The organism is Shewanella fodinae, from assembly GCF_014651955.1.
In the GTDB taxonomy this organism is placed as follows: domain Bacteria; phylum Pseudomonadota; class Gammaproteobacteria; order Enterobacterales; family Shewanellaceae; genus Shewanella; species Shewanella fodinae.
Genome location: NZ_BMXW01000001.1, coordinates 245,905 through 266,399, shown reverse-complemented (window position 1 = coordinate 266,399; position 20,495 = coordinate 245,905). Strand labels below are relative to the sequence as shown.

General features: G+C 49.4%; 18 protein-coding genes. 14 read left to right on the top strand and 4 right to left on the bottom strand.

Annotation, left to right across the window (positions count from 1 at the left end):
• The first annotated feature begins 12 nt into the window (after positions 1 to 12).
• The 8 genes from IE064_RS01350 to IE064_RS01320 all read left to right on the top strand — a co-directional run bounded on the left by IE064_RS01350 (position 13) and on the right by IE064_RS01320 (position 7,845).
• On the top strand, positions 13 to 567 hold the full coding sequence (locus IE064_RS01350; RefSeq protein ID WP_133037624.1) for a GNAT family N-acetyltransferase: 555 nt from the start codon (positions 13 to 15) through the stop codon (positions 565 to 567).
• Positions 568 to 624: 57 nt separating this feature from the next.
• The gene (locus tag IE064_RS01345; RefSeq protein WP_133037623.1) at positions 625 to 855 is read left to right on the top strand and encodes an RNA-binding S4 domain-containing protein; all 231 of its coding nucleotides are present in this window, start codon (positions 625 to 627) and stop codon (positions 853 to 855) included.
• Between the two features lie 13 nt (positions 856 to 868).
• Positions 869 to 1,258: a ribonuclease E inhibitor RraB gene (locus IE064_RS01340; RefSeq protein WP_189615997.1), complete on the top strand. Its 390-nt coding sequence runs from the start codon at positions 869 to 871 to the stop codon at positions 1,256 to 1,258.
• Positions 1,234 to 1,359, top strand: coding sequence for a hypothetical protein (locus IE064_RS18215; protein ID WP_268244718.1), 126 nt, complete (start codon positions 1,234 to 1,236; stop codon positions 1,357 to 1,359). Before IE064_RS01340 ends, IE064_RS18215 begins: the two co-directional genes overlap by 25 nt.
• Positions 1,360 to 1,380: 21 nt before the next feature.
• Positions 1,381 to 2,157, top strand: a complete 777-nt coding sequence (locus IE064_RS01335) for a TSUP family transporter (protein ID WP_189615728.1) — start codon at positions 1,381 to 1,383, stop codon at positions 2,155 to 2,157.
• A gap of 36 nt (positions 2,158 to 2,193) precedes the next feature.
• Positions 2,194 to 3,339: an exonuclease SbcCD subunit D gene (locus IE064_RS01330; RefSeq protein ID WP_189615727.1), complete on the top strand. Its 1,146-nt coding sequence runs from the start codon at positions 2,194 to 2,196 to the stop codon at positions 3,337 to 3,339.
• A complete protein-coding gene (locus tag IE064_RS01325; RefSeq protein ID WP_189615725.1) occupies positions 3,336 to 6,416 on the top strand; it encodes an AAA family ATPase in 3,081 nt (1,026 codons plus the stop codon). The genes IE064_RS01330 and IE064_RS01325 overlap by 4 nt, the downstream gene beginning before the upstream one ends.
• A gap of 145 nt (positions 6,417 to 6,561) precedes the next feature.
• Positions 6,562 to 7,845, top strand: coding sequence for a peptidoglycan DD-metalloendopeptidase family protein (locus IE064_RS01320; protein ID WP_229799825.1), 1,284 nt, complete (start codon positions 6,562 to 6,564; stop codon positions 7,843 to 7,845).
• A gap of 90 nt (positions 7,846 to 7,935) precedes the next feature.
• Here IE064_RS01320 and IE064_RS01315 read toward each other — a convergent pair whose 3' ends face one another.
• The 3 genes from IE064_RS01315 to IE064_RS01305 are packed head-to-tail and all read right to left on the bottom strand — an operon-like array spanning position 7,936 to position 10,257.
• The gene (locus tag IE064_RS01315) at positions 7,936 to 8,445 is read right to left on the bottom strand and encodes a M48 metallopeptidase family protein (protein WP_229799837.1); all 510 of its coding nucleotides are present in this window, start codon (positions 8,443 to 8,445) and stop codon (positions 7,936 to 7,938) included.
• Positions 8,442 to 8,882, bottom strand: a complete 441-nt coding sequence (locus tag IE064_RS01310; protein WP_189615995.1) for a DUF3010 family protein — start codon at positions 8,880 to 8,882, stop codon at positions 8,442 to 8,444. Before IE064_RS01310 ends, IE064_RS01315 begins: the two co-directional genes overlap by 4 nt.
• A gap of 34 nt (positions 8,883 to 8,916) precedes the next feature.
• Positions 8,917 to 10,257: a DEAD/DEAH box helicase gene (locus tag IE064_RS01305; RefSeq protein WP_189615721.1), complete on the bottom strand. Its 1,341-nt coding sequence runs from the start codon at positions 10,255 to 10,257 to the stop codon at positions 8,917 to 8,919.
• Positions 10,258 to 10,447: 190 nt separating this feature from the next.
• Here IE064_RS01305 and rssA point away from each other — a divergent pair, with 190 nt between their 5' ends.
• The 5 genes from rssA (at position 10,448) to IE064_RS01280 (ending at position 16,810) form a co-directional block, all read left to right on the top strand.
• Positions 10,448 to 11,404 carry a patatin-like phospholipase RssA gene (gene rssA, locus IE064_RS01300; protein ID WP_189615719.1) on the top strand — a complete coding sequence of 319 codons (957 nt, stop codon included), beginning with the start codon at positions 10,448 to 10,450 and terminating at the stop codon, positions 11,402 to 11,404.
• Between the two features lie 297 nt (positions 11,405 to 11,701).
• Positions 11,702 to 13,819, top strand: coding sequence for an anaerobic ribonucleoside-triphosphate reductase (gene nrdD / locus IE064_RS01295; RefSeq protein ID WP_189615717.1), 2,118 nt, complete (start codon positions 11,702 to 11,704; stop codon positions 13,817 to 13,819).
• Between the two features lie 45 nt (positions 13,820 to 13,864).
• Positions 13,865 to 14,338 carry an anaerobic ribonucleoside-triphosphate reductase-activating protein gene (gene nrdG, locus IE064_RS01290; protein ID WP_133037614.1) on the top strand — a complete coding sequence of 158 codons (474 nt, stop codon included), beginning with the start codon at positions 13,865 to 13,867 and terminating at the stop codon, positions 14,336 to 14,338.
• A 285-nt stretch (positions 14,339 to 14,623) separates the two neighbouring features.
• Positions 14,624 to 15,238, top strand: coding sequence for a GTP cyclohydrolase II (gene ribA / locus IE064_RS01285; protein ID WP_133037613.1), 615 nt, complete (start codon positions 14,624 to 14,626; stop codon positions 15,236 to 15,238).
• Between the two features lie 390 nt (positions 15,239 to 15,628).
• A complete protein-coding gene (locus IE064_RS01280) occupies positions 15,629 to 16,810 on the top strand; it encodes a GNAT family N-acetyltransferase (RefSeq protein ID WP_229799824.1) in 1,182 nt (393 codons plus the stop codon).
• Here the strand turns inward: IE064_RS01280 and IE064_RS01275 are convergent.
• Positions 16,807 to 17,346, bottom strand: coding sequence for a hypothetical protein (locus IE064_RS01275; protein ID WP_133037611.1), 540 nt, complete (start codon positions 17,344 to 17,346; stop codon positions 16,807 to 16,809). The genes IE064_RS01280 and IE064_RS01275 overlap by 4 nt on opposite strands.
• A 411-nt stretch (positions 17,347 to 17,757) precedes the next feature.
• On the opposite strand from IE064_RS01275, the gene IE064_RS01270 reads away from it, so the two are divergent.
• Positions 17,758 to 20,472, top strand: coding sequence for a TonB-dependent receptor (locus IE064_RS01270; RefSeq protein WP_189615714.1), 2,715 nt, complete (start codon positions 17,758 to 17,760; stop codon positions 20,470 to 20,472).
• Positions 20,473 to 20,495 lie beyond the last annotated feature (23 nt).

Genomic DNA, 20,495 nt, shown 5'->3' with positions numbered 1-20,495 from the left:
GAGAGTTTACGATTGTCTTCCTACATCGCACTGAGTGAGCGTATTTGTCTGCGGTTGATGGCCGCGCAGGATTGGCCGATTTTTTTACGCCTCAATCAGGATCAACAGCTTAACCAATATATCCGGGAAGTCGATACGGCGGATGTTCTACTAGAACGCTTTAAGCAACGTTGCAAAGGTCTGGACATCGATTGTGGTGAGTGGATTTCATTGGTGGTGGAGTCCGTCAGCGGTGATTTTATCGGACTCATGGGAATTTGCCTGATTGATGAAGCGCTGCAGCAATGGGAAGTAGGTTATCTAATCGCTCAGGACCAGCAAGGAAAGGGTTACGCCACTGAGGCGTTACAACTGTTGCTGCCATGGGCTATAGCGCATTTTGCTGTTCATAAGGTCGTTGCTCGTTGTGTTGCAACTAATCTGGGCTCTGCAAGAGTGTTGCAAAAGTGCGGCTTTAAACAGGAGGGGCTGTTACGACACAACCATCGGATTTTTGGTGAGTGGTTGGATGAATGTTATTTTGGTTTACTGGCGGAAGATGAGGTGATTGCCGAGCAATCGAGGTGACGGTTCATATCTGTCATTGTTATAATCAGCCACAGTTTTTCTGATAAGGCAAACCGAGTGTCACAAATATCTGAATTTTCCCTGAGAGCAGACGAAGCGTTTATTGAGCTTTATAAACTGTTGAAGGCGGAAGGTCTAAGCGCTGATGGCGCTGAAGCCAAACATGTCATTGCCGAAGGCATGGTAACTGTTAACGGCGAAGTTGAAACCCGAAAGCGCAAAAAACTGCAGGCAGGCGATCTGGTGTCATACCAGGGCAAGCAGGTTAAAGTTGTGGCTGCGGCCTAAACGAGGATTAATGATGCAATTTCCTGATGATGATAACGGCCAGATGCTGCAGGCAATGAGCGATTCCGGTATGGATTTGAGCCGTGCGATGGCGGTGGATTTTTTTCTAGTGTTTGCTGACCAGCGTGATGCTGAATCGGCGCTGGAAGACTTAACCGCAACCGGTCACGGTGATGATATAGAACTTAATTTCAATGACGAAATTGAGAAATGGGAAGTGATCGTTTCGGTAGAGATGGTGCCAGAGTATGACGCCATTGTCGCCAAAGAAACGGAATTAAATGATTTCGCAGCAGAATTTGATGGTATGACCGATGGCTGGGGCGTGATGCAGCATCAGGACGGCGATGAATTTGCCGACGATGATGATGAGCATGAATGCGACGAACACTGTCACCATTAGTCACTGTTCCATCTGAAAAAACCACCTTCATCGGTGGTTTTTTTATCGTTGGTTCCTTTGCCTTTTACTACGAAACACCGTCTAATAACGGTCTTGCCTGAATATGCTGACAACAACTCAAGATGGAAATCGAATTTACCCTGCAATTAGCGTTAATTTTATTTTTGGTGGCATTAGTCGCCGGTTTTATTGATTCAATTGCAGGCGGCGGTGGGCTGTTGACCATCCCGGCGCTGATGTGGGCCGGCTTACCGCCTGCAGCCGCTCTGGCAACCAATAAGTTACAAGCTTGCGGTGGCAGTTTTTTTGCCAGCGTGTATTTCGTGCGTAAAGGCACGGTTAAGCTCAGCGACATGAAGCTTGCCATCGGCTGTGCGCTGGTTGGGGCCGCCATCGGTACCACCTTGGTACAGATGATCGATGCCAACATATTGAAGACGATACTGCCATTCCTGATCTTGGCGATTGGCGGCTATTTCTTGTTTTCCAAAAAAGTATCCGACGGTGATCGGGCTCGAGTACTCACTCCCACCGCATTTGCTTTTACTGTAGCGTTGGGGGTGGGGGTATATGATGGCTTCTTTGGCCCTGGAACCGGCAGTTTTTTTGCGTTGGGATTTGTGACGTTGGCTGGCTTTGGCTTGGCGAAAGCTACTGCGCATGCCAAGGTGCTGAATTTTGCTACCAATATCTCATCACTATTATTTTTTGCGCTGGGCGGTAAAGTAGTGTGGCTACTTGGCCTTATCATGCTCGCGGGACAAGCGCTAGGCGCTACACTTGGCTCACGTTTGGTGCTGACACAAGGTACTAAAATCATTCGCCCGCTGGTGGTGACAATGTCACTGGCGATGAGCATCAAATTGCTCGCAGAACAGTACCATTGGCAGCTGTTTTGACCTCAGCGGCATTGTCTTAATTAGCAGGGATAGTCGATGAAATTTATCCATACTTCTGACTGGCATCTTGGACGGCAATTGCATGGTGAATCTCTGCTAGAGCAGCAGCGCCTTGCGCTGGCGCAAATCGGCGCATTGGCCGTTGAACATCAAGTGGATGCACTGATTATTGCGGGGGACATTTATGATCGCGCGATTCCACCTGCTAGTGCAGTGATCTTGCTGTCAGAATTTCTGGATGAGCTGATTGAAAAGCATAAAATCCAAGTAGTTATCACTTCCGGTAACCACGATAGTGCCGAGCGTCTAGGCTTCGCCGCCAAGCAGATGCGCAGCAGTGGCCTGCATATGGTGGGCAGTCTGAGCTTGCCACTAACGCCGATAAAACTGCACGGCAAACAATCCGATGCATGGTTTTATCCCATCTCTTATGCGGAACCTGCGGTGGTGCGTCATGCGCTAGCAGATGACACTATCAACAGCCATGAGCTGGCGATGCAAGCGGTGCTAGAACAAGTGACGCAACATGATAGCGAAAACCTCCCCAAAGTGGTGGTGGCGCATTGTTTTTTGGACGGTAGCACTGAATCAGAATCAGAGCGGCCGCTGAGTGTGGGCGGTGCTGACCGTATTGCTCCAGCGTTATTTGCGCCGTTTGATTATGTTGCACTCGGGCACCTGCACGGGCCGCAATATCGCGGTGTTGAACATGTGCGTTACAGCGGCTCACCACTGAAATACTCTTTTAGCGAAGCCACCCAGAAAAAATCTGTCACCTTAGTAGAATTAAGCACCGGTAAGGCACCAACCATCAAACTACTGCCAATCAATACTGGCCGCGATGTGCGCATTATTGAGGGCAACTTGGCCGACCTGCTAGTGCGGGCTAAAGATGATACGCACGCCGATGATTACCTGATGGTACGCCTCAGCGACACCCATGCCTTGCTCGATCCTATGGGTAAACTGCGCAGTGCCTATCCCAACGTGTTGCACCTTGAGCGTACTGGTTTGATGGCGCAGCAGCAACAGCGCGACATCGGCCGTGACCGCATTAAAAAAGGTGAACTGGAGATGTTCAGCGACTTCTTTGAGCAAGTGGCGGGTGAGCCATTATCCGCTGCGCAGCAGCAACATCTACACCATTTGCTGGATGAACTGCATCAGGGAGAAGACGCATGAAACCGCTAGTATTGACCATAAGCGCCTTTGGCCCGTTTGCTGATCGCCAAACTATCGATTTTCGGCGCTTGGGTGATAACCCGCTGTTTTTGATTAACGGCCCAACAGGTGCCGGTAAAACCAGTATCTTAGACGCCATCTGTTTTGCGCTCTACGGCAAAACCACCGGCAATGAACGTGAAGCACCGCAAATGCGCTGCGATTACGCCGATGATAACTTGCTAACAGAAGTAAGCCTTGAATTTACACTAGGCGAACGACGTTACCTGATAAAACGGTTACCGGATCAGCAGCGGCCGAAGGCTCGTGGTGATGGTTTTACCAACCAAAGTGGCGAGGCAGAGCTACAGCGGCTGTATGACGACGGTCGCAGCGAAATTCTGGTCGCCAGTAAAGTGACCGAAGCTACCCAGATGATCGAGTCATTAACCGGGTTGGATGTCGATCAATTCCGCCAAGTGATGGTGTTGCCGCAAGGTAAGTTTCGTGAGTTATTGCTGGCAGATTCCAAAGCGCGCGAGAAGATTTTTAGTCAGTTATTTCAAACCAATATCTATAGCCGTATGGAAGAGCGCTTAAAGCTGCAAGCGGCAACCATTCGTAAAGATGCGCACGATTTGGAGCAAAAACGCCTTGGCATTTTAGAAGCGGCAGGCGTGGCATCAATCGAAGCACTGGCACTAGCTATCAGCGAACTAACACCACAATTCGAACAAGCCAAAGCCCAAAAACAGCAAGCCAACATAGCACTCGAACAAGCAAATAAACAGCTAGAGCAGGGCAAGCAACTCAGCGCTGAACTAGCAGAAAAAACGCGGCTTGCCGCCAGCCTGGCTGAGCAACAAGCACGTAAAGTAGAAATGGATGGCCTAAAGCAACAGTTGTCGTTGGCGCAATTAGCCCAGCAAGTGCTACCGGTGTATCGGCAGCAACAGCAACGTAGCCAAGAACTCATTAGTCAGCAGCAAGCTCTGCAAGCGGCAGAGCAGCAACTCACCCACACCACCACGCAAAAGCAGCAGGCAGATAAGCAAGCTGCCAACATTACTGAGTTAGATCAACAGCTACAACACAGCCGCAGTGAGTTGCAGCAAGCTGAGCAACTGCAACCATTGCTGCAGAGCTATTACCAACAGCAACAGCAGCTTAATCAGGCCAATCAGCAACAGCAGCAAGCGGCTAACGCCCACCAAGCGGCGGAACAACAACTGCAGCAATTGCAAACACAAAAGACACAACTGGCGCAAACCATTGCCGAATTACAGCAGCAAGCGAACCGCCAAGCCGAACTGCAAACCCGGCAATATCAGTTAGAGCGGCAGTGCGACCAAGGACGACAAATACTGGAACTACAGCGCCAACAGCAAACCTTGCAGCAACAACTGGAGCACAAGGCGCAGCATGGAAAACAGGCCAAGGCACAGTTTGATGCCGCCGAGCAGCAACTCACTACGTTACGCCTGCAATGGCATCAGGGCCAAGCAGCACTGCTGGCGCAACAGTTGGGGCCGAATACGCCATGCCCGGTGTGCGGCAGCGCCGAGCACCCCAATCCGGCCCACAGTGAAGTGGCAATTCCGTCAGAGCAGCAGCTAGAAGACGTACAGCAACTGCTTGAGAGTGAGCGCCGTCACTGCGAGCAGTTACGTAGTGACTATCGCAGTCTGCGTGAGCAAATTGCCGCGATTGATAAGCAGCTTACGCCGTTATTTACTGCCCTAAATGCTGATAGCAGCGTGGCGCTGCCAGTGACGGAATGGCAGCAGGCGTTGACGCAAACGCAGCAACAGTTGGCCAGCGCGCAGCAGGCCGCGCAACAACTTAAAAACCAGCAACAGCAACTGACGAACTTAGAGCAACAGCTTGAGGTGCAGCGACAACAGCTCAATGACGCCCAGCAGCAATTAGCTGCGCAGCAAAGTCGTAGCAGCAGTTTGCAAGGCGCGTTGCTGGAGATCCAACAGCGCTTGCCGACAGAGCTACAGAATTTGACCGCTGAGGTGGCGCTGGCGCAGTTAACCCAGCAACGAAAAGCGTTACAGCAACAGCAAGCAGCGTTGCAGCAGCAGATACAACAGCTACAGCAGGCGCAGCAAACAGCGGCGTCACAGTTGGCACAAGCACAAAGCGCGTTGAGCGAACGTCAGCAGCAGTTGCGCCAAGCAACACAATACCGTGAGCAGGCGCAGCAAGAGCTAGATACCGCGCTGCAACAGGCAGGTTTTACTGATGTGCAAGCGTTAACAGCGGCACAACGCGAGCCGCAGTTGCAGCAACAGTTAACTCAGCAAATTGAACAATGGCAGCAGCAATGCCATGCGTTAGCGGGGCAACTTGAAGCGCTAACACAAAAACTCCAAGGTGTGGTGGCACCAGATATTACCGCGTTAACGGCGCAATTGGCGCAACAACAACAATTGCTACAAGCCGCCGATGAGCAATATCAACAACTCAGTAGCCGCTTGAGTAACCTGAACAACTGCCAGCAAAAGCTCACCACGGATGCCAAGACATTAGCTGCATTAGAGCAGCAGTTCGCGGTGATTGGCACCTTGGCCGATATCGCCAACGGTAACAACCAAAGTAAACTCAGTTTGCAGCGCTTTGTCTTGAGTGTGTTACTGGATGATGTGTTGCTAGAAGCTTCTGAACGGTTGGCGCACATGAGCAAAGGCCGTTATCGCTTGCTGCGTAAAGAGGAACGAGCCAAGGGTAACCGCGCGTCAGGGTTAGATTTAGAAGTTGAAGATGCCTACAGCGGCAAAGTCCGCCCCGTGGCGACCTTAAGTGGTGGCGAGAGCTTTATGGCGGCCTTGTCATTAGCGCTGGGGTTAAGCAATGTGGTGCAAGCATACGCCGGTGGCATCAAGCTCGATACGCTGTTTATTGACGAAGGCTTCGGTAGTTTAGATCAGGATTCGCTAGAGCTAGCGATTCGAACCTTGACCGATCTGCAGTCGGCAGGCCGCATGATTGGGGTTATCTCCCATGTCACCGAAATGAAAGAGCAAATACTGACGCGAGTCGATGTGCATAAGCAGGCACGCGGCAGTCATATTCAGGTGGTTACACCGTGAGATAGTGTACAAAATTGGCGAAATTTGTATCTAATGTGACATAGGTAGCATGTAGCGCTTGTATCTCGACCTTTTTTTGATATAACTTTGGCGTTTCCCCCTATTTCTGAGGGGGTTTTATTGATGTCAGTGCAGGAGAGAAGTGTTGCAAGCAGAGAAAATCTCATGGTTGAATTTTAACCCGGTGATGCGTTTGCAGGCGCTTCCTTCTATTCATAAAACCTTATTGTTGGCTAGCGGCTTGTTAATCGGTGCCGCTATCTTGTGGCCCACGAGTCAGGACGTCAGCCCTCAGCGTGTACCGTTGCAGCTAGATGTTGAATCCATTCTGACCCAGCCCGCACCGATAACTGCCCCTTTAATCAAACATCCTTCCTTTGTGCATACTATTGAGCCTGGTGATACTTTGAGCGCTTTGTTTGCCAAGGCCGGGGTCGATCAGCAAACTATGTATAAAGTGCTAGAAGCGGATCTGGATGTGCTGGCATTAGACACCTTGATGCCGGGTAACCGCATCAGTTTCTGGCAGGATGAGCAGGGCAACCTCAGTAAGTTGGAATTGTACTTTAACGCCGCGCGGCAAGTGGTGTTCAACCGCTATCCCGAAGGTGGTTACGAAGTTAATGAAATCAACATCCCCGGGGATTGGCAGGATCGTATTATCAGTGGTGGCATCCAAGGGTCTTTCTATCGTTCCGCTGAAAAAGTTGGTTTGAGTGCGGCAGAAATTCAGCGTATTGAAATGCTGCTGAAAGATAAACTAAATTTTGCCAGAGATTTACGTGCAGGCGACAGTTTTTCAGTCTTGCTCAATGATCAGTATGTGGCAGGAGAATCTACCGGGGTTAGCCGTATTCTTGGTGTCAGCATCAATATGGGCCGGAGCCATGTCACGGCGTTTCAGAACAGTGATGGCAACTTTTATGACGAGAATGGCCAGAGTCTGGTTAGAGCGTTCCAGCGTTTTCCATTATTGAAGCAGTATCGCGTCAGCTCGGCATTTAACCCCCATCGGCACCATCCGGTCACCGGACGCATTGCACCGCATAACGGCACTGATTTCGCGACACCAGTGGGCACCAAAGTGGTTGCGACCGGTGATGGCGTGGTAACGCTGGTGACAAATCACCCTTATGCCGGTAAATACATAGTGATTGAACATGACAGTAAATACACCACCCGTTACTTGCACCTGTCAAAAGCGCTGGTACATAAGGGGCAGCGCGTTAGTCGTGGCGATGTGATTGCCTTATCTGGTGCTACTGGGCGTATTACCGGGCCACATCTGCACTATGAATTCCATATTAATGGTCATCCGGTGAATCCGATGACAGCTCAAATCCCAATGGCAGGGCATTTGGCTGGTCATGATAAACAGTCATTCGAACAGTTAGTTGCTTCCCGTAAACATATGATGAATCTTGGCTGATGCCATGTGAATGAGATAAAACAAGGCTGCCATCAGGCAGCCTTGTTATTTCTAGCATTGTCAATGCGTACCTGCGTGGTGGGCCGCGGGTTACGACTGATATGGGTCGCTGTCTGTATCTGCCAGCATCAGGTACAGCCGTAATTCAAATTCCAATTGATGGTAATCCGGCTGCATATGGCAGCAAAGCTGATAAAAAGCTTTGTTGTGTTCTTTCTCTTTCAGATGCGCCAGTTCATGTACGACCAACATCCGCAGAAACGCCTCAGGTACCCGTTTCAGGCGTGACGAGATACGGATTTCATTTTTGGTTTTTACCTTATTACCTTGCCGCCTAGCGGCGTAGGTATGCAGGCCTAATGCTTGGTGACTAAGGGTGATTCTGTCGTCAAAACATACTTTTGCTAATGGCGCTGCTTGCCGCAAATAGCGGTTTTTTAGGGCTATGGTGAAGTCATAAAGCGCACGATCGGAGCGGATTTGATGCACATCTGGATGGCGCTGTAACAAAAATGGCGCTAGCTGACCCTGCTGCTGTAATGCGGCGATTTTAGCGCGCACCTCTTCACTGTAATGGGCCAGATAGTCAATTACCATCAGTCTTCTTTGGCAAAACGTTTTTGGGTGAGGTAGGCGTAAGCGGCTTCAAAGGCCGGTTGCTGGAACTTACGCAACTCCAATGCTGCAAAATCTACCAGTGGTGGATTCCGTTTGTTCTGTTCGCGGATGGCTTGGGGGGTCAGCATCGCGACTGGTGTCTTTCCGAGCTGGATAGCACTCTCTAGCTTGTAGCTGACGGCACTACCAACAAACTTACCTTTGTACTCGCGGGCAATCACGACCACTTCGTCAACCTGATAGTCTTCCAGCAATTTATGAAACGCGAAATGAAATTCGCGAATGGCTTCCAAATCAGCCGGGTCTGTCAGGGTAAAAGAGTGGCGGCGGCATTCTGGGACGTTATAGCTGTCACCTTTATAGCTCACCAAACAGATAACAGCTTCGCTGCCTTTTAATTCAACACCACAAACGCGCATAAATATCCTTGCATTGGTTGTTGGCTTATCGCCATTATTCTTCTGATTCATCAGTATTTACCGTCTGCGCCGGTTTACGGCGCATCGGCATATCCCCAGCATCTACGGCCGTGAGGAAACGCTTGTCGCGAGCCTGTGATTTACGAGGTTTATCAACAGTCGCGCCTAGCTTAGCGGTAGACTTACTCGCAACTCGACGCTTGGCCTGTGGCTGTTTGGGTGCCAGTCCGTTAAATGTCGGTTCCAGGCCTGCTATCACCGCTGTTTCCGGCGCTTGTGCCAAGAAGGCAACCACGCGGGTATAGGCCGCCCAGTCCTTTGGGCCCACTAATGATATAGCATCACCTTTTGCACCTGCTCGTCCCGTCCGTCCGATGCGATGCACATACTCTTCGGCAAACTTCGGCATATCGAAGTTTATCACCAGCGACACGTTGAGCAGATCCAAGCCTCGGGAGGCAACATCGGTTGTCACTAGGATCTGCTGCTGACCACGACTGAACTGATCCATAATCTGGTTACGGCTAGCTTGTTTCAGTTCACCACTGAGCGCGATGGCCGAGTAACCTTGCTGATCCAGTTTAGTCGCCAGTCTTTCAGTATCATCTCGGGTAGCGGTAAAAATCATTATCTGCTTGTGTATCCCCGCTTTTAGTAGTGCCAGCAGCAAGGATTCTTTATGATCTAGATGGTCGCACAGATAGACCCGCTGATGAATGTCCTGATGGGTTTCATGACTGGAACCAATGGCCACATGCTCAGGCGAGTTCAGTAACTCTGCCGCCAGTTCGTGAATATCATCATGAGCCAGTGTGGCAGAAAACATCAAGGTCTGCCGTCGCCGATGATCAGCAGCCTGATGAATAGCGCGCAATTGCGTGGCAAATCCCAGATCCAGCATACGGTCTGCTTCGTCGAGGATCAGCAATTCCAATCCGTTAAGGTAAAGATGACGTTGCGCCAGATGATCAGCGATACGCCCTGGCGTTGCCACAATAATATGGGGATTCCTTGCCAGCGCCTTGGCTTGATCGTTGAAATTCTCGCCACCAAGAATGCTTACGGCTTTGAACTGAGTATTGGCCACTAACAGCCGTAATTGACTGTATACCTGATTGGCCAACTCACGGGTAGGCAGCAGGATCAACGCGCGCGGGTCTTGTTTACTGAGGGCGCGGGTCGCCATCAGCCTTTGCAATGCTGGCAACAAAAATGCCAGGGTTTTACCCGAGCCAGTTTGGGATGACGCCATCAAATCGTGTCCTGCCAGCGCTATCGGGATAGCACTAGCTTGGATCTCGGTTGGCTGATCAATACCCAAATGTTTAAGGGATTGCAGCAGGCGTTTATCCAACGAAAAATCGGAAAATTGCAAAGATTGTCTCCATAAAATTCAGCGGCGCGTATTATAGCGGTTTTTACAGCGTTAGGCAGTTTTCATGTTAGTTCTGTTGGAATTTTCTGCCAGTCAGCATTTGATATGCTTGAGTTTGATTTTGTCACCCCGATAGAATGGGGGCGCTATAACCTTGCATGAGTTATTGCCAACGAGGAGAAACACACAGATGGAAAACGCTTCACCCATCATAGGTATTGCCTTGGGCAGTGGCGCCGCCAAGGGCTGGGCACACATTGGTGTGCTTAAAGGGTTGGCGGATATGGGGATCCATCCGCAAAAGATTGCCGGTTGTTCCGTTGGTGCTTTGGTCGGGGCTGCCTATGCTAATGACCGACTGGAAGAGTTGGAAGAATGGGTCTGCAGTTTTTCCAGCTGGGATGTGCTTGGCCTAATGGATATTAGTTGGCGCCGAGGTGGACTTATCAGCGGCGATAAGGTTTTCGATGCGATCCAGAGCCGGATTGGTGACTTGTTAATTGAAGATCTGAAAAAACCGTTTATCGCGGTTGCCACAGATCTGTATTCAGGGCAAGAAGTCTGGTTTCGTAATGGCGATTTACGGCAGGCGGTGCGCGCTTCTTGTTCGATGCCGGGCTTCATGTCGCCAGTACGGCAGGGCAAACGGTGGCTGGTGGATGGTGCGGTGGTGAATCCTATTCCGGTATCTGTGGCGCGAGCGATGGGCTGTCAGGTGGTGATTGGGGTGGATTTACATGGCTACCGACGTGAAAAGCTGCAAGTGTTGCCCGTGAATGTGCAAGGTAAAAATACCCGCCAGGAAGTCGTGACAGCGACTGCAAAATCAGGCAACCACAATGACTCTGGCTTTATGGATCTGTTGGCAAAAGGGAAAGACTACATTGCCGGCCTCACCAACAAGTTCTCCTTGGGGAATAAAACTGAGCCCGGTATGCTGGCGGTGATGTCGCAATCGATGGATATTTTGGAACAGCGTCATAAACGTGCGCGATTGGTGGGCGATCCACCAGACTTCTGCTTGCTGCCCAAAGTATCGGAAATTGGGACTATGGAATTTCATCGCGCAGTAGAAGCCATTGCCGCTGGAGAAAATGCGGTCAAGCAATCAGCGCATTTAATTGATGCGGTATTGGGTGAGTTATAACACGCGATCCAGTTATACACAGCCGCCGGTTCGTATGACCGGCGCTTGTGTTTGGAGTCAGATATTTTCCGCAGCATTTGCGTTACTATCGCTGACTGGCCATTGGGTCAAGTAGCAAATGGTCACAATTAGCTGACCGCAACAACAATTTCTGCCAAGTTACGACAGCCGTCCTTTTACATGATCCAGATCAATATATCCCTAGTGGTTTTGTAGCCTAATCTTACCACATATAGTGTTTAGCTAAAAAATGAGCACTATATATGGTGATAACAATGACAAAACGGAGTGAAGATCATGCCAGTAGTGATAAAGAGGGATGGGTGCCGTACCCAATTCGATGAAAACAGAATCCGGGATGCGGTGCTGGCAGCCTCGACGCACTGTGGTATTAACGATGTCGACTATGCTGCAACTGTCGCTGCTGTTGTCTCTGCGGCAGTGAGAGAAAAACCAGAGGTTGCTATCCAAGAATTGCAGGACCGAGTAGAAAACCTGCTGATGGATGGCCCCTATAAAACTGTTGCTCGAGCTTATATCGAATACCGTCACGATCGTGACATCTGCCGGGAAACCGGTAGTAAACTGAGCCTAGAAATCCGTGGCTTAGTGGAGCAGACCAATACTTCACTACTGAACGAAAATGCTAACAAAGACGCCAAAGTCATTCCAACTCAACGCGACTTGTTGGCCGGAATTGTGGCAAAACACTATGCCAAGCACCATATCCTGCCCAAAGACGTGGTGGATGCCCATGAACGTGGCGAAATCCATTATCACGACCTGGATTATGCACCTTTCTTTCCGATGTTCAATTGTATGTTGATCGATCTGGGTGGCATGCTGAACCATGGTTTCAAAATGGGTAATGCGGAAATTGAAACCCCTAAATCTATCTCTACCGCCACAGCGGTGACAGCACAGATTATTGCGCAGGTAGCCAGCCATATTTATGGCGGTACTACCATCAACCGTATCGATGAAGTATTGGCACCTTTTGTGACCAAAAGTTATGAAAAACATATGGAAGTGGCGCAAAAGTGGGGTATCGAAAACGCGGCAGCTTACGCTGAAGAACGCACTGAAAAAGAGTGCCACGATGCCTTCCAGTCGCTGGAATATGAAGTCAATACGCTGCACACTGCCAATGGCCAGACTCCCTTCGTTACCTTGGGGTTTGGATTGGGCACTAGCTGGCAGTCGCGTCTGATCCAGCAGTCAATCCTGAAAATCCGCATGGAAGGCTTGGGGAAAAATCATAAGACTGCGGTATTCCCGAAACTGGTATTTGCCATTCGCGATGGCGTTAACCATAAGCCCGGTGATTGCAATTATGATGTGAAACAGCTAGCGCTGAAATGCTCTACCATGCGCATGTACCCAGATATCCTGAACTACGACGAAGTGGTACGGGTAACCGGCTCCTTCAAAACGCCTATGGGATGCCGTAGCTTCCTCGGTGCCTACGAGCAAGATGGCCAGTTACAGCACGAAGGTCGCAATAACCTAGGGGTGGTTAGTCTTAACCTGCCACGGATTGCACTTGAAGCAAAAGGCGATGAAAAAGCTTTTTACCGGATACTGGATGAACGTCTGGCGATTGCCCGCAAAGCGCTGGATACCCGCATTGATCGCCTGAAAAATGTCAAAGCTCGGGTGGCTCCAATCCTGTATATGGAAGGCGCCTGTGGCGTGCGTTTGCAAGCGGATGACTGCATTGCGGATATCTTCAAAAACGGCCGCGCTTCTATTTCACTCGGTTACATTGGTGTGCACGAAGCGATCAATGCCCTGTATGGCACTGCAACCCATGTTTATGACAGTGAACAACTACGGCAAAAGGCGGTAGATATAGTGGCCTACCTAAAAGCGGCTACCGTGCGCTGGAAAGAGGAAACCGGCTATGGTTTCAGCCTGTACGCTACACCTAGCGAAAACCTCTGTAACCGCTTTGCTAAACTCGATGCAAAAGCATTTGGTTTAGTGCCGGGGGTAACTGATAAGGGCTACTATACCAACAGTTTCCATCTGGACGTGGAAAAGTCCGTTAATCCTTACGATAAAATCGACTTTGAACAACCTTATCCAGAAGTATCGAACGGTGGCTTCATTTGCTACGGTGAATATCCGAATATGCAGCACAATAAGGAAGCGCTGGAAAATGTTTGGGACTACAGTTACAGCCGTGTTCCGTACTATGGTACCAATACACCGATAGATGAATGTTATGACTGCGGCTTTACCGGTGAATTCAGTTGTACCAGTAAAGGCTTTGTCTGCCCGAAATGTGGTAACCATGATCCCGCTCGCGTCTCGGTTATCCGCCGTGTGTGTGGTTATTTGGGAAGCCCTGATGCTCGTCCGTTTAACCAGGGTAAACAGGAAGAAGTCAAACGCCGCGTTAAACATCTCTGAGCTGACACAGGTGCGCCCATCGGGGCGCACTGGAGGGCAAGTACCATGAATTATCATCGTTATTATCAGGTCGATGTTGTTAATGGCCCCGGAACGCGGTGCACGTTGTTTGTTGCTGGCTGTGAACACCAGTGTCGCGGTTGTTATAACCAGTCCACATGGGATCCGCGCTCAGGTCATCTATTTGATCAGCCAATGGAAGATCAGATTATCCATGACTTAAACGATAACCGTATTCATCGGCGAGGATTGTCTTTATCGGGCGGCGATCCATTATTTCCTGGCAACGTTCCGGCGGTGTTGCAGTTAGTGAAACGGGTTCGGCAAGAGTGCGAAGGCAAGGATATCTGGTTATGGACCGGTTACAAACTCAATGAATTAACTGCCGCGCAACGCGCGATACTGCCTTATATTGACGTATTGATTGACGGTAAATTTGAGCAGTCGCTGGCAGACCCTTCACTACTGTATCGCGGTTCCAGTAACCAGATAGTGCATCATCTGCACGAACATCAGTAATGACGTGAGGTTTAATCGGTTATATCGAACAATAAACTTCATTTTTTGCGTCTGCAAAACACTGTCGCGGTGGTTGGAAGTTGCTATACTGCCGAACCAGCAGATTCAGCTAACGGTAAACACCCGGCAGTGTTATCTGGGTAATCCCAAGCCAATGCCTTCGGGTATTCCTATCCGTTGTGAAACAGCCTAAAATGGCCCGCTTGAATCAATGTATATGTAAAGTCTCTTCAACGAGAGACATTAACCGTCTCATGATCTGAGAGCAGTAGTTAAGGTTAATTCATGTCAATTAAATATATCGCCACCGCCAAGTTGCCCACTCCCTGGGGTATTTTCTCTATGCACGGTTTTGAAGACAGCGAGACCGGCAAGGAACACGTGGCGTTAACCTTTGGTGAACTGAGTGCCGATGAGCCTATGCTTGGACGTATTCACTCTGAATGTTTGACCGGAGATGCGTTATTCAGTCTGCGTTGTGACTGTGGCTTTCAGTTGCAAACCGCGATGCAGAATATTGCGGCTGAAGGTCGTGGATTTATTCTGTATTTGCGTCAAGAAGGACGCGGTATTGGTTTGTTGAACAAAATTCGCGCGTACGCGTTGCAGGATCAAGGTGCCAATACCGTTGAGGCTAACGAGCAGCTCGGATTTCCGGCGGATATGCGTAAATACGATATGATCGCGCCGATGCTGGAAAAAATTGGAGTGCACAAGGTGCGTCTGATGACCAACAATCCGCGTAAAATGAAAGCGATGAAAGATTTCGGGATGGAAGTGGTAGAACGTGTGCCGCTGCAGGTCGGTAAGAACCGCTATAACGAGTTTTATCTTAAAACCAAGTCACACGAATTAGGCCATTTGATCCCCGATTCCTATTTTGAGGAACACCAGGATTAACTGTTGCTCAATTGTCAACTTTAAGGCCGGGATCCCGGCCTTTGTTGTTTTTGCGCCCCATCAATCAACTGTGCGCAGAGAACACCTAATAATCGAGATACCCACTTTTGACGCCAATGCTTCCTGACCGACAACCATGTCATGTTTGGCTCACGCCGGACAAGTGGTAACTATTCCGCTGTCGATAGCAATATCCAGTGTTGCTATCTGTGGGAAAAATAATGTTGCTTGCTAGGCCTGATGTCAGCATCTGTGTGTATAACTGCGCTTGGTGCGAACGAGGTGTGAACCTTTACACTTGCAATCTTTTCTTGGTCGTTATAGATCATGAAAAGCCATGTGCCGAGGACTGTTGCATAACGCAATATCGTTTAGAAAAAAGGAACATAATTGCAAGAATCAATATGGAAATGCCAATTTATTGAGGATATATCCAAGGTTCCTGCCACCGCATGGGATGCCTGTATGGCCTCGACTAATCCATTTACCCATCACGCGTTTCTGCTAGCGTTGGAACTGAGTGGCAGTGTGGGAGGGGACAGCGGCTGGCGCCCATATCATCTGTTGTTATACCGTCATCAGCAATTAGTGGCCGTGATGCCGCTATATCAAAAGTCAGATTCTTGGGGCGAATATGTGTTTGACTGGGCTTGGGCGGATGCTTATCAGCGCTATGGTGTGGCCTATTACCCTAAACTGGTGGCGGCCATCCCATTCACCCCCATCAGCGGTAAGCGCCTAGGCATTCATCCTCAGGCAGCGGCTTATGCTACAGAGATATATCAACAGGTAAATCATATTATTGCGCAACAGTTGTCGCAGTTTTCCTCTTGGCATGGCTTGTTTTTAGCGCCGGTTTCCTGTGAACAATGGCAAGGTGCCGGTGGTTTAAAATTGCTGCGCCGTGAAGGGTGTCAGTTTCATTGGTTCAACCGTAACTATAGTGATTTTTCAGATTTTTTGGCGGCTCTTACGTCGCGTAAGCGTAAGAGTATTCTCAAAGAGCGCGCTAAGGTGCAGCATCTGCATTATCACTGGTTTGACGGCGCGGCGGTCTCTGCTGAACTGTGGCAGCGTTTCTATTACTGCTATCAGATGACGTACCTGAAGCGTGCCGGTCATGGCGGCTATCTGTCCGGCGATTTCTTTGTGAAATTAGGGCGCTTGCTGGCTGAGAACGTACGTTTGTTGTTGGTGTGTCGCGATAATGAACTGCCAGAACAAGCAGTTGCTGCTGCGCTGTATCTCACCGACGATCGACAACAAGTACTCTACGGCCGATACTGGGGCACTTTACAGGATGTGGATGGGCTGCATTTTGAAGCCTGCTATTATCAGGGAATTGATTACGCCATCCGTCATGGTTTTAGCTGTTTTAACGCGGGGGCTCAGGGCGAACATAAGCTAATTCGGGGTTTTGAGCCGGTGATAACGCTGTCACTGCACGCGATTGCGGACGAGGCTTTTTGCCAAGCTATTGAGCGTTTTTGTGAACAAGAACGGCAACATAATCAACAATACTTCAGTGCTATGCAGGCGGCGTTGCCGTTCAAGCAGCAAGTGGCTGACTAATCAGCGACGATCAGCACTTGCCGATAATCCAGATGATGCATGATTTCCCGTAGGATCAACAGTGCCGCATAAGCCTGTTTGCTGGTTTGCAAATTGTCGGTCGTGGTTGCGCGTCCCATCGATAACCACGCATAGCGAGTGAACAACTGCTCTACCTGTTCGCGGCTGAACTCCGCCATTCCCTTATCCACGTCAAATAATGCCGCATGCAGCTTGTCGGCACTGATCAGTTTTCGGCCACCACTAGTTAGCACCAAATTGCGCATCAGTTCATCTTCAATACAGTTGATTGCATGGTCCAGTTCCGGTTCACCAGGAATATCGTGCTGAAAATAGTCATTAGCAAGCTGTTCGACGCCGATGTGAATGTCATGGGATAAAATGCCGAACTCGATTTCTTTCGATTGTGGCTGGGGCAGTGGCACAAAGGTGGTGCTGTTTCGCCCCAGATGCACCAACACGCTTTCGTTTTGCGGTAGCCGATGTTGTATTGCGGCAAGTTGCGTATCCAGATTCTGCTCTTCAACAGTATACATAGGTTTCATCTTATGCGGGTGACGTGAGCGCTTTGTGTAAATCATGGCGCGGATACCGGGATCATGAAACCTGTGACCGCCAAAATCCAGTACAAAAACGGTTTTTAGTGGCTTGCTTGCGAGCCATATTTGCTGAAATCCGGTCTGAACCGCTGATAATCGCTAGATTAGAGTAATCGTTTACACTTTATAAATTTATTAAAAACAATAATATATATTTTCTGTTACCTGATTTTAGACTTTTGTATAGTAAACGTTTACCTTATGCTGCGGTAGATTTGTCTTCGGTGTGGACCTCTGCACATATATTTACAAGTAAAAGCACCGTGCCTGGCGTGATTGGGGATTTTTCGCCAAGTATCTGAATTTCCAGAAAACAAGAACTATTGCCTGCCTAAGAAAGGGGTAAAAATGAAACGACAATTCAAATTGAGTCTGACTGCATTTGCAATCGCTCAATGCTTGTCTCTGGCATCTGCACAAGCACAGGAAACAGTACAAGAACAACAAGCCACCACAACCAATAACGCTCAGAAGGTTAAACCTAAAGACACGGACAAACAGCAGAATATAGAAGTACTGACGGTCCAAGGCTTTGGTGCCACCTTACAGCGTTCCTTACAGAACAAAAAACTGGCGGACTCTACCGTAGAAGTGATTTCCGTAGACGATATCGGCCAGTTACCAGATGTGACTATCACGGATGCACTGGCGCGGCTACCGGGGATTGCCGCTGAACGTGACCGCGGTAATGCCAGTACCATCTCTATTCGTGGTTTGGGGGAACGGCTGAACTTAGCCACCATGAATGGCCGTGAAATCGTGAGTGGCGAACCGAGTCGCAGCGTGCGTTTTGAACAGTTCCCCGCTGAACTGATCAATTCGGTAGAAGTATATAAAAGTCCACTGGCCAGCAATATCGAAGGGGGTATTGCTGGATTGGTGAACATGAATTTTGTCAATCCGCTGGATAAAGACAAACGCCAGGTGAATGTCAGTGGCCATGTTATGGATTATCCGATGGCCGATGATATCCCAACGGCTGATAGCAAGGGTTATCGCACCAGTTTCAGCTACGTGGACCCGATTGCTGACAATTTCGGTGTGGCATTTGGTGTCGCTTATCAGGATCAGCCATCGATTCAACGCGATGTGACTTCTTGGTCTTATAACAAGCAGACTGCGGAGCAAGGTGATGTCAATGGTGACGGTATCACCGAAGCGGCCCCCTGGGGCGCGCAAACCGCGACTAAAGGTGGTACTAACAAGCGCCTTGGCGCGATGACCGTTTTACAGTGGCTGCCAACCGACCGCCTGCAACTGAAATATGACCTGTTTTACTCCAAGTTTGATATTAAAGAACGTGAAGATCAGATGTGGTTTGACGGCTGGGGTAACTGGGGAGGCGGAAGTAACTGGGGATATCAAAACTCCTCTCATCCCACGCAGATAGTGACCAAAGCGGATGGCTCGGAGCAGATCACCGCTGGTGGTGTTAAGCTTTGGCGAGGTGATGATAGTAGCCCGATTAGTGCTAATAACTCGACTTGGTTCCAGAAAAATGAGTTAGTGAGTACCGGTCTGAATGCGGAATGGCAGGGCGATGACTGGACCGTGGTTGCTGATGTCGGATATTCCGAAGCGTCTATCAAATCCCGTTGGGTTAACATCTCATCGCTATTTTGGAACGATAGTCTGGGGACTCCTGGAATTGATGTTGGTTGGGATGCCACCGGCGATAAGCTAGGAATTACTACCGATTATGCTTTGGACAACAGCAGCGATTACGGACTCAACTACTTGCAGGTAGATAACGACCGTATTCTAAAAGACGATATGATCAATGCGCGGCTGGATTTCTCGCGGATGGTGGAGTGGGGCATCATTGACAAAGTCAGCTTTGGTGGGCGCTGGGCTGATCGTGAGAAAGATAATGATGTGGTGAGTTGGAAGCAGACCAACCCTAGTGCTGCCAATGTAAACTCATCTTTTTATGGCCTGGGTAGTGGTTACAATGTGCCGGTGATGTACACCATCAATAATTGGTCTGAAGTAGTCGACAGCGCTTTTGGCGGTATCGACAGTCGTAACGATCATGCCAAGCTCACCAGTGATTATTTGGATAACTGGAATGTGCAGGAAACCAATAAGGCCCTGTATGTGATGTTTGATCTCAGGGGCGAGCTTGGTCGTATCCCTTACACCGGTAATATTGGTGTGCGTTATGTGCGTACCAACTCTACCTCCAGTGGTTTCGATCAGGTGCCGAATACCGGCACAGTCACTCCGGTGTCTTTTGACCATGATTATGATGAAATTCTGCCCGCGTTGAACCTGCGTTTCAGCGTTACGGAAGATTCACAGGTTCGCTTGGGACTATCTCGCGCCATGTCTCGACCACCGCTGGTGGAGATGCGTTCTGGATTGGGGTTGAATAAGTCTTCTACGGTAAATAGCGCTTCCAGCGGTAATCCTAATCTGAATCCGTTTATCGCCAATCAGGCGGATCTGGGTTACGAGTACTATTTTGCTGAAGATGCCGCCTTTACAGTGCAATTGTTCTTCAAGGATCTGAAGAAACATATCGGCGAGTCCACCAGTACCATTACCGTGGACGGTGAACAGTATCAACTGAATGCACCGGTCAACGGCGATGGTGGACAAATCCGTGGCTTTGAAGTGCTCTATCAACAGGCCTTTAGCATGCTGCCTGAGCCTTTTGATGGCTTAGGTGTATATGCCAACTATAGCTATACCAACAGCAACGTTAAGGAATTCCAACCCGTAGATAATCCGCTGCCTTTGGCGGGACTGTCAAAAAATGTGGGTAATCTGACACTGTGGTATTACAAAGCTGGTGTCGATGCCAAGGTGTCTTACAACTACCGCAGTGAATACACTCGCGTGGGGAGTTGGGATCCAACCGAGATTTACACCATTGGGTCAGAAGCGACGGTAGATGCCAGCATCTCCTATCAGCTGACTGACAATTTCAAAGTGATGCTGCAAGGGCAGAATCTGACCAACGAAGCATCCACTTCCTACTTTGATAACGATCCATCCCGCCCTCGTGGTTACGTGGAATGGGGCCGCCGTTACCTGCTCGGCTTCCAGTTCAACATGTAATGACACGGCAAGCTGTTCCGGTT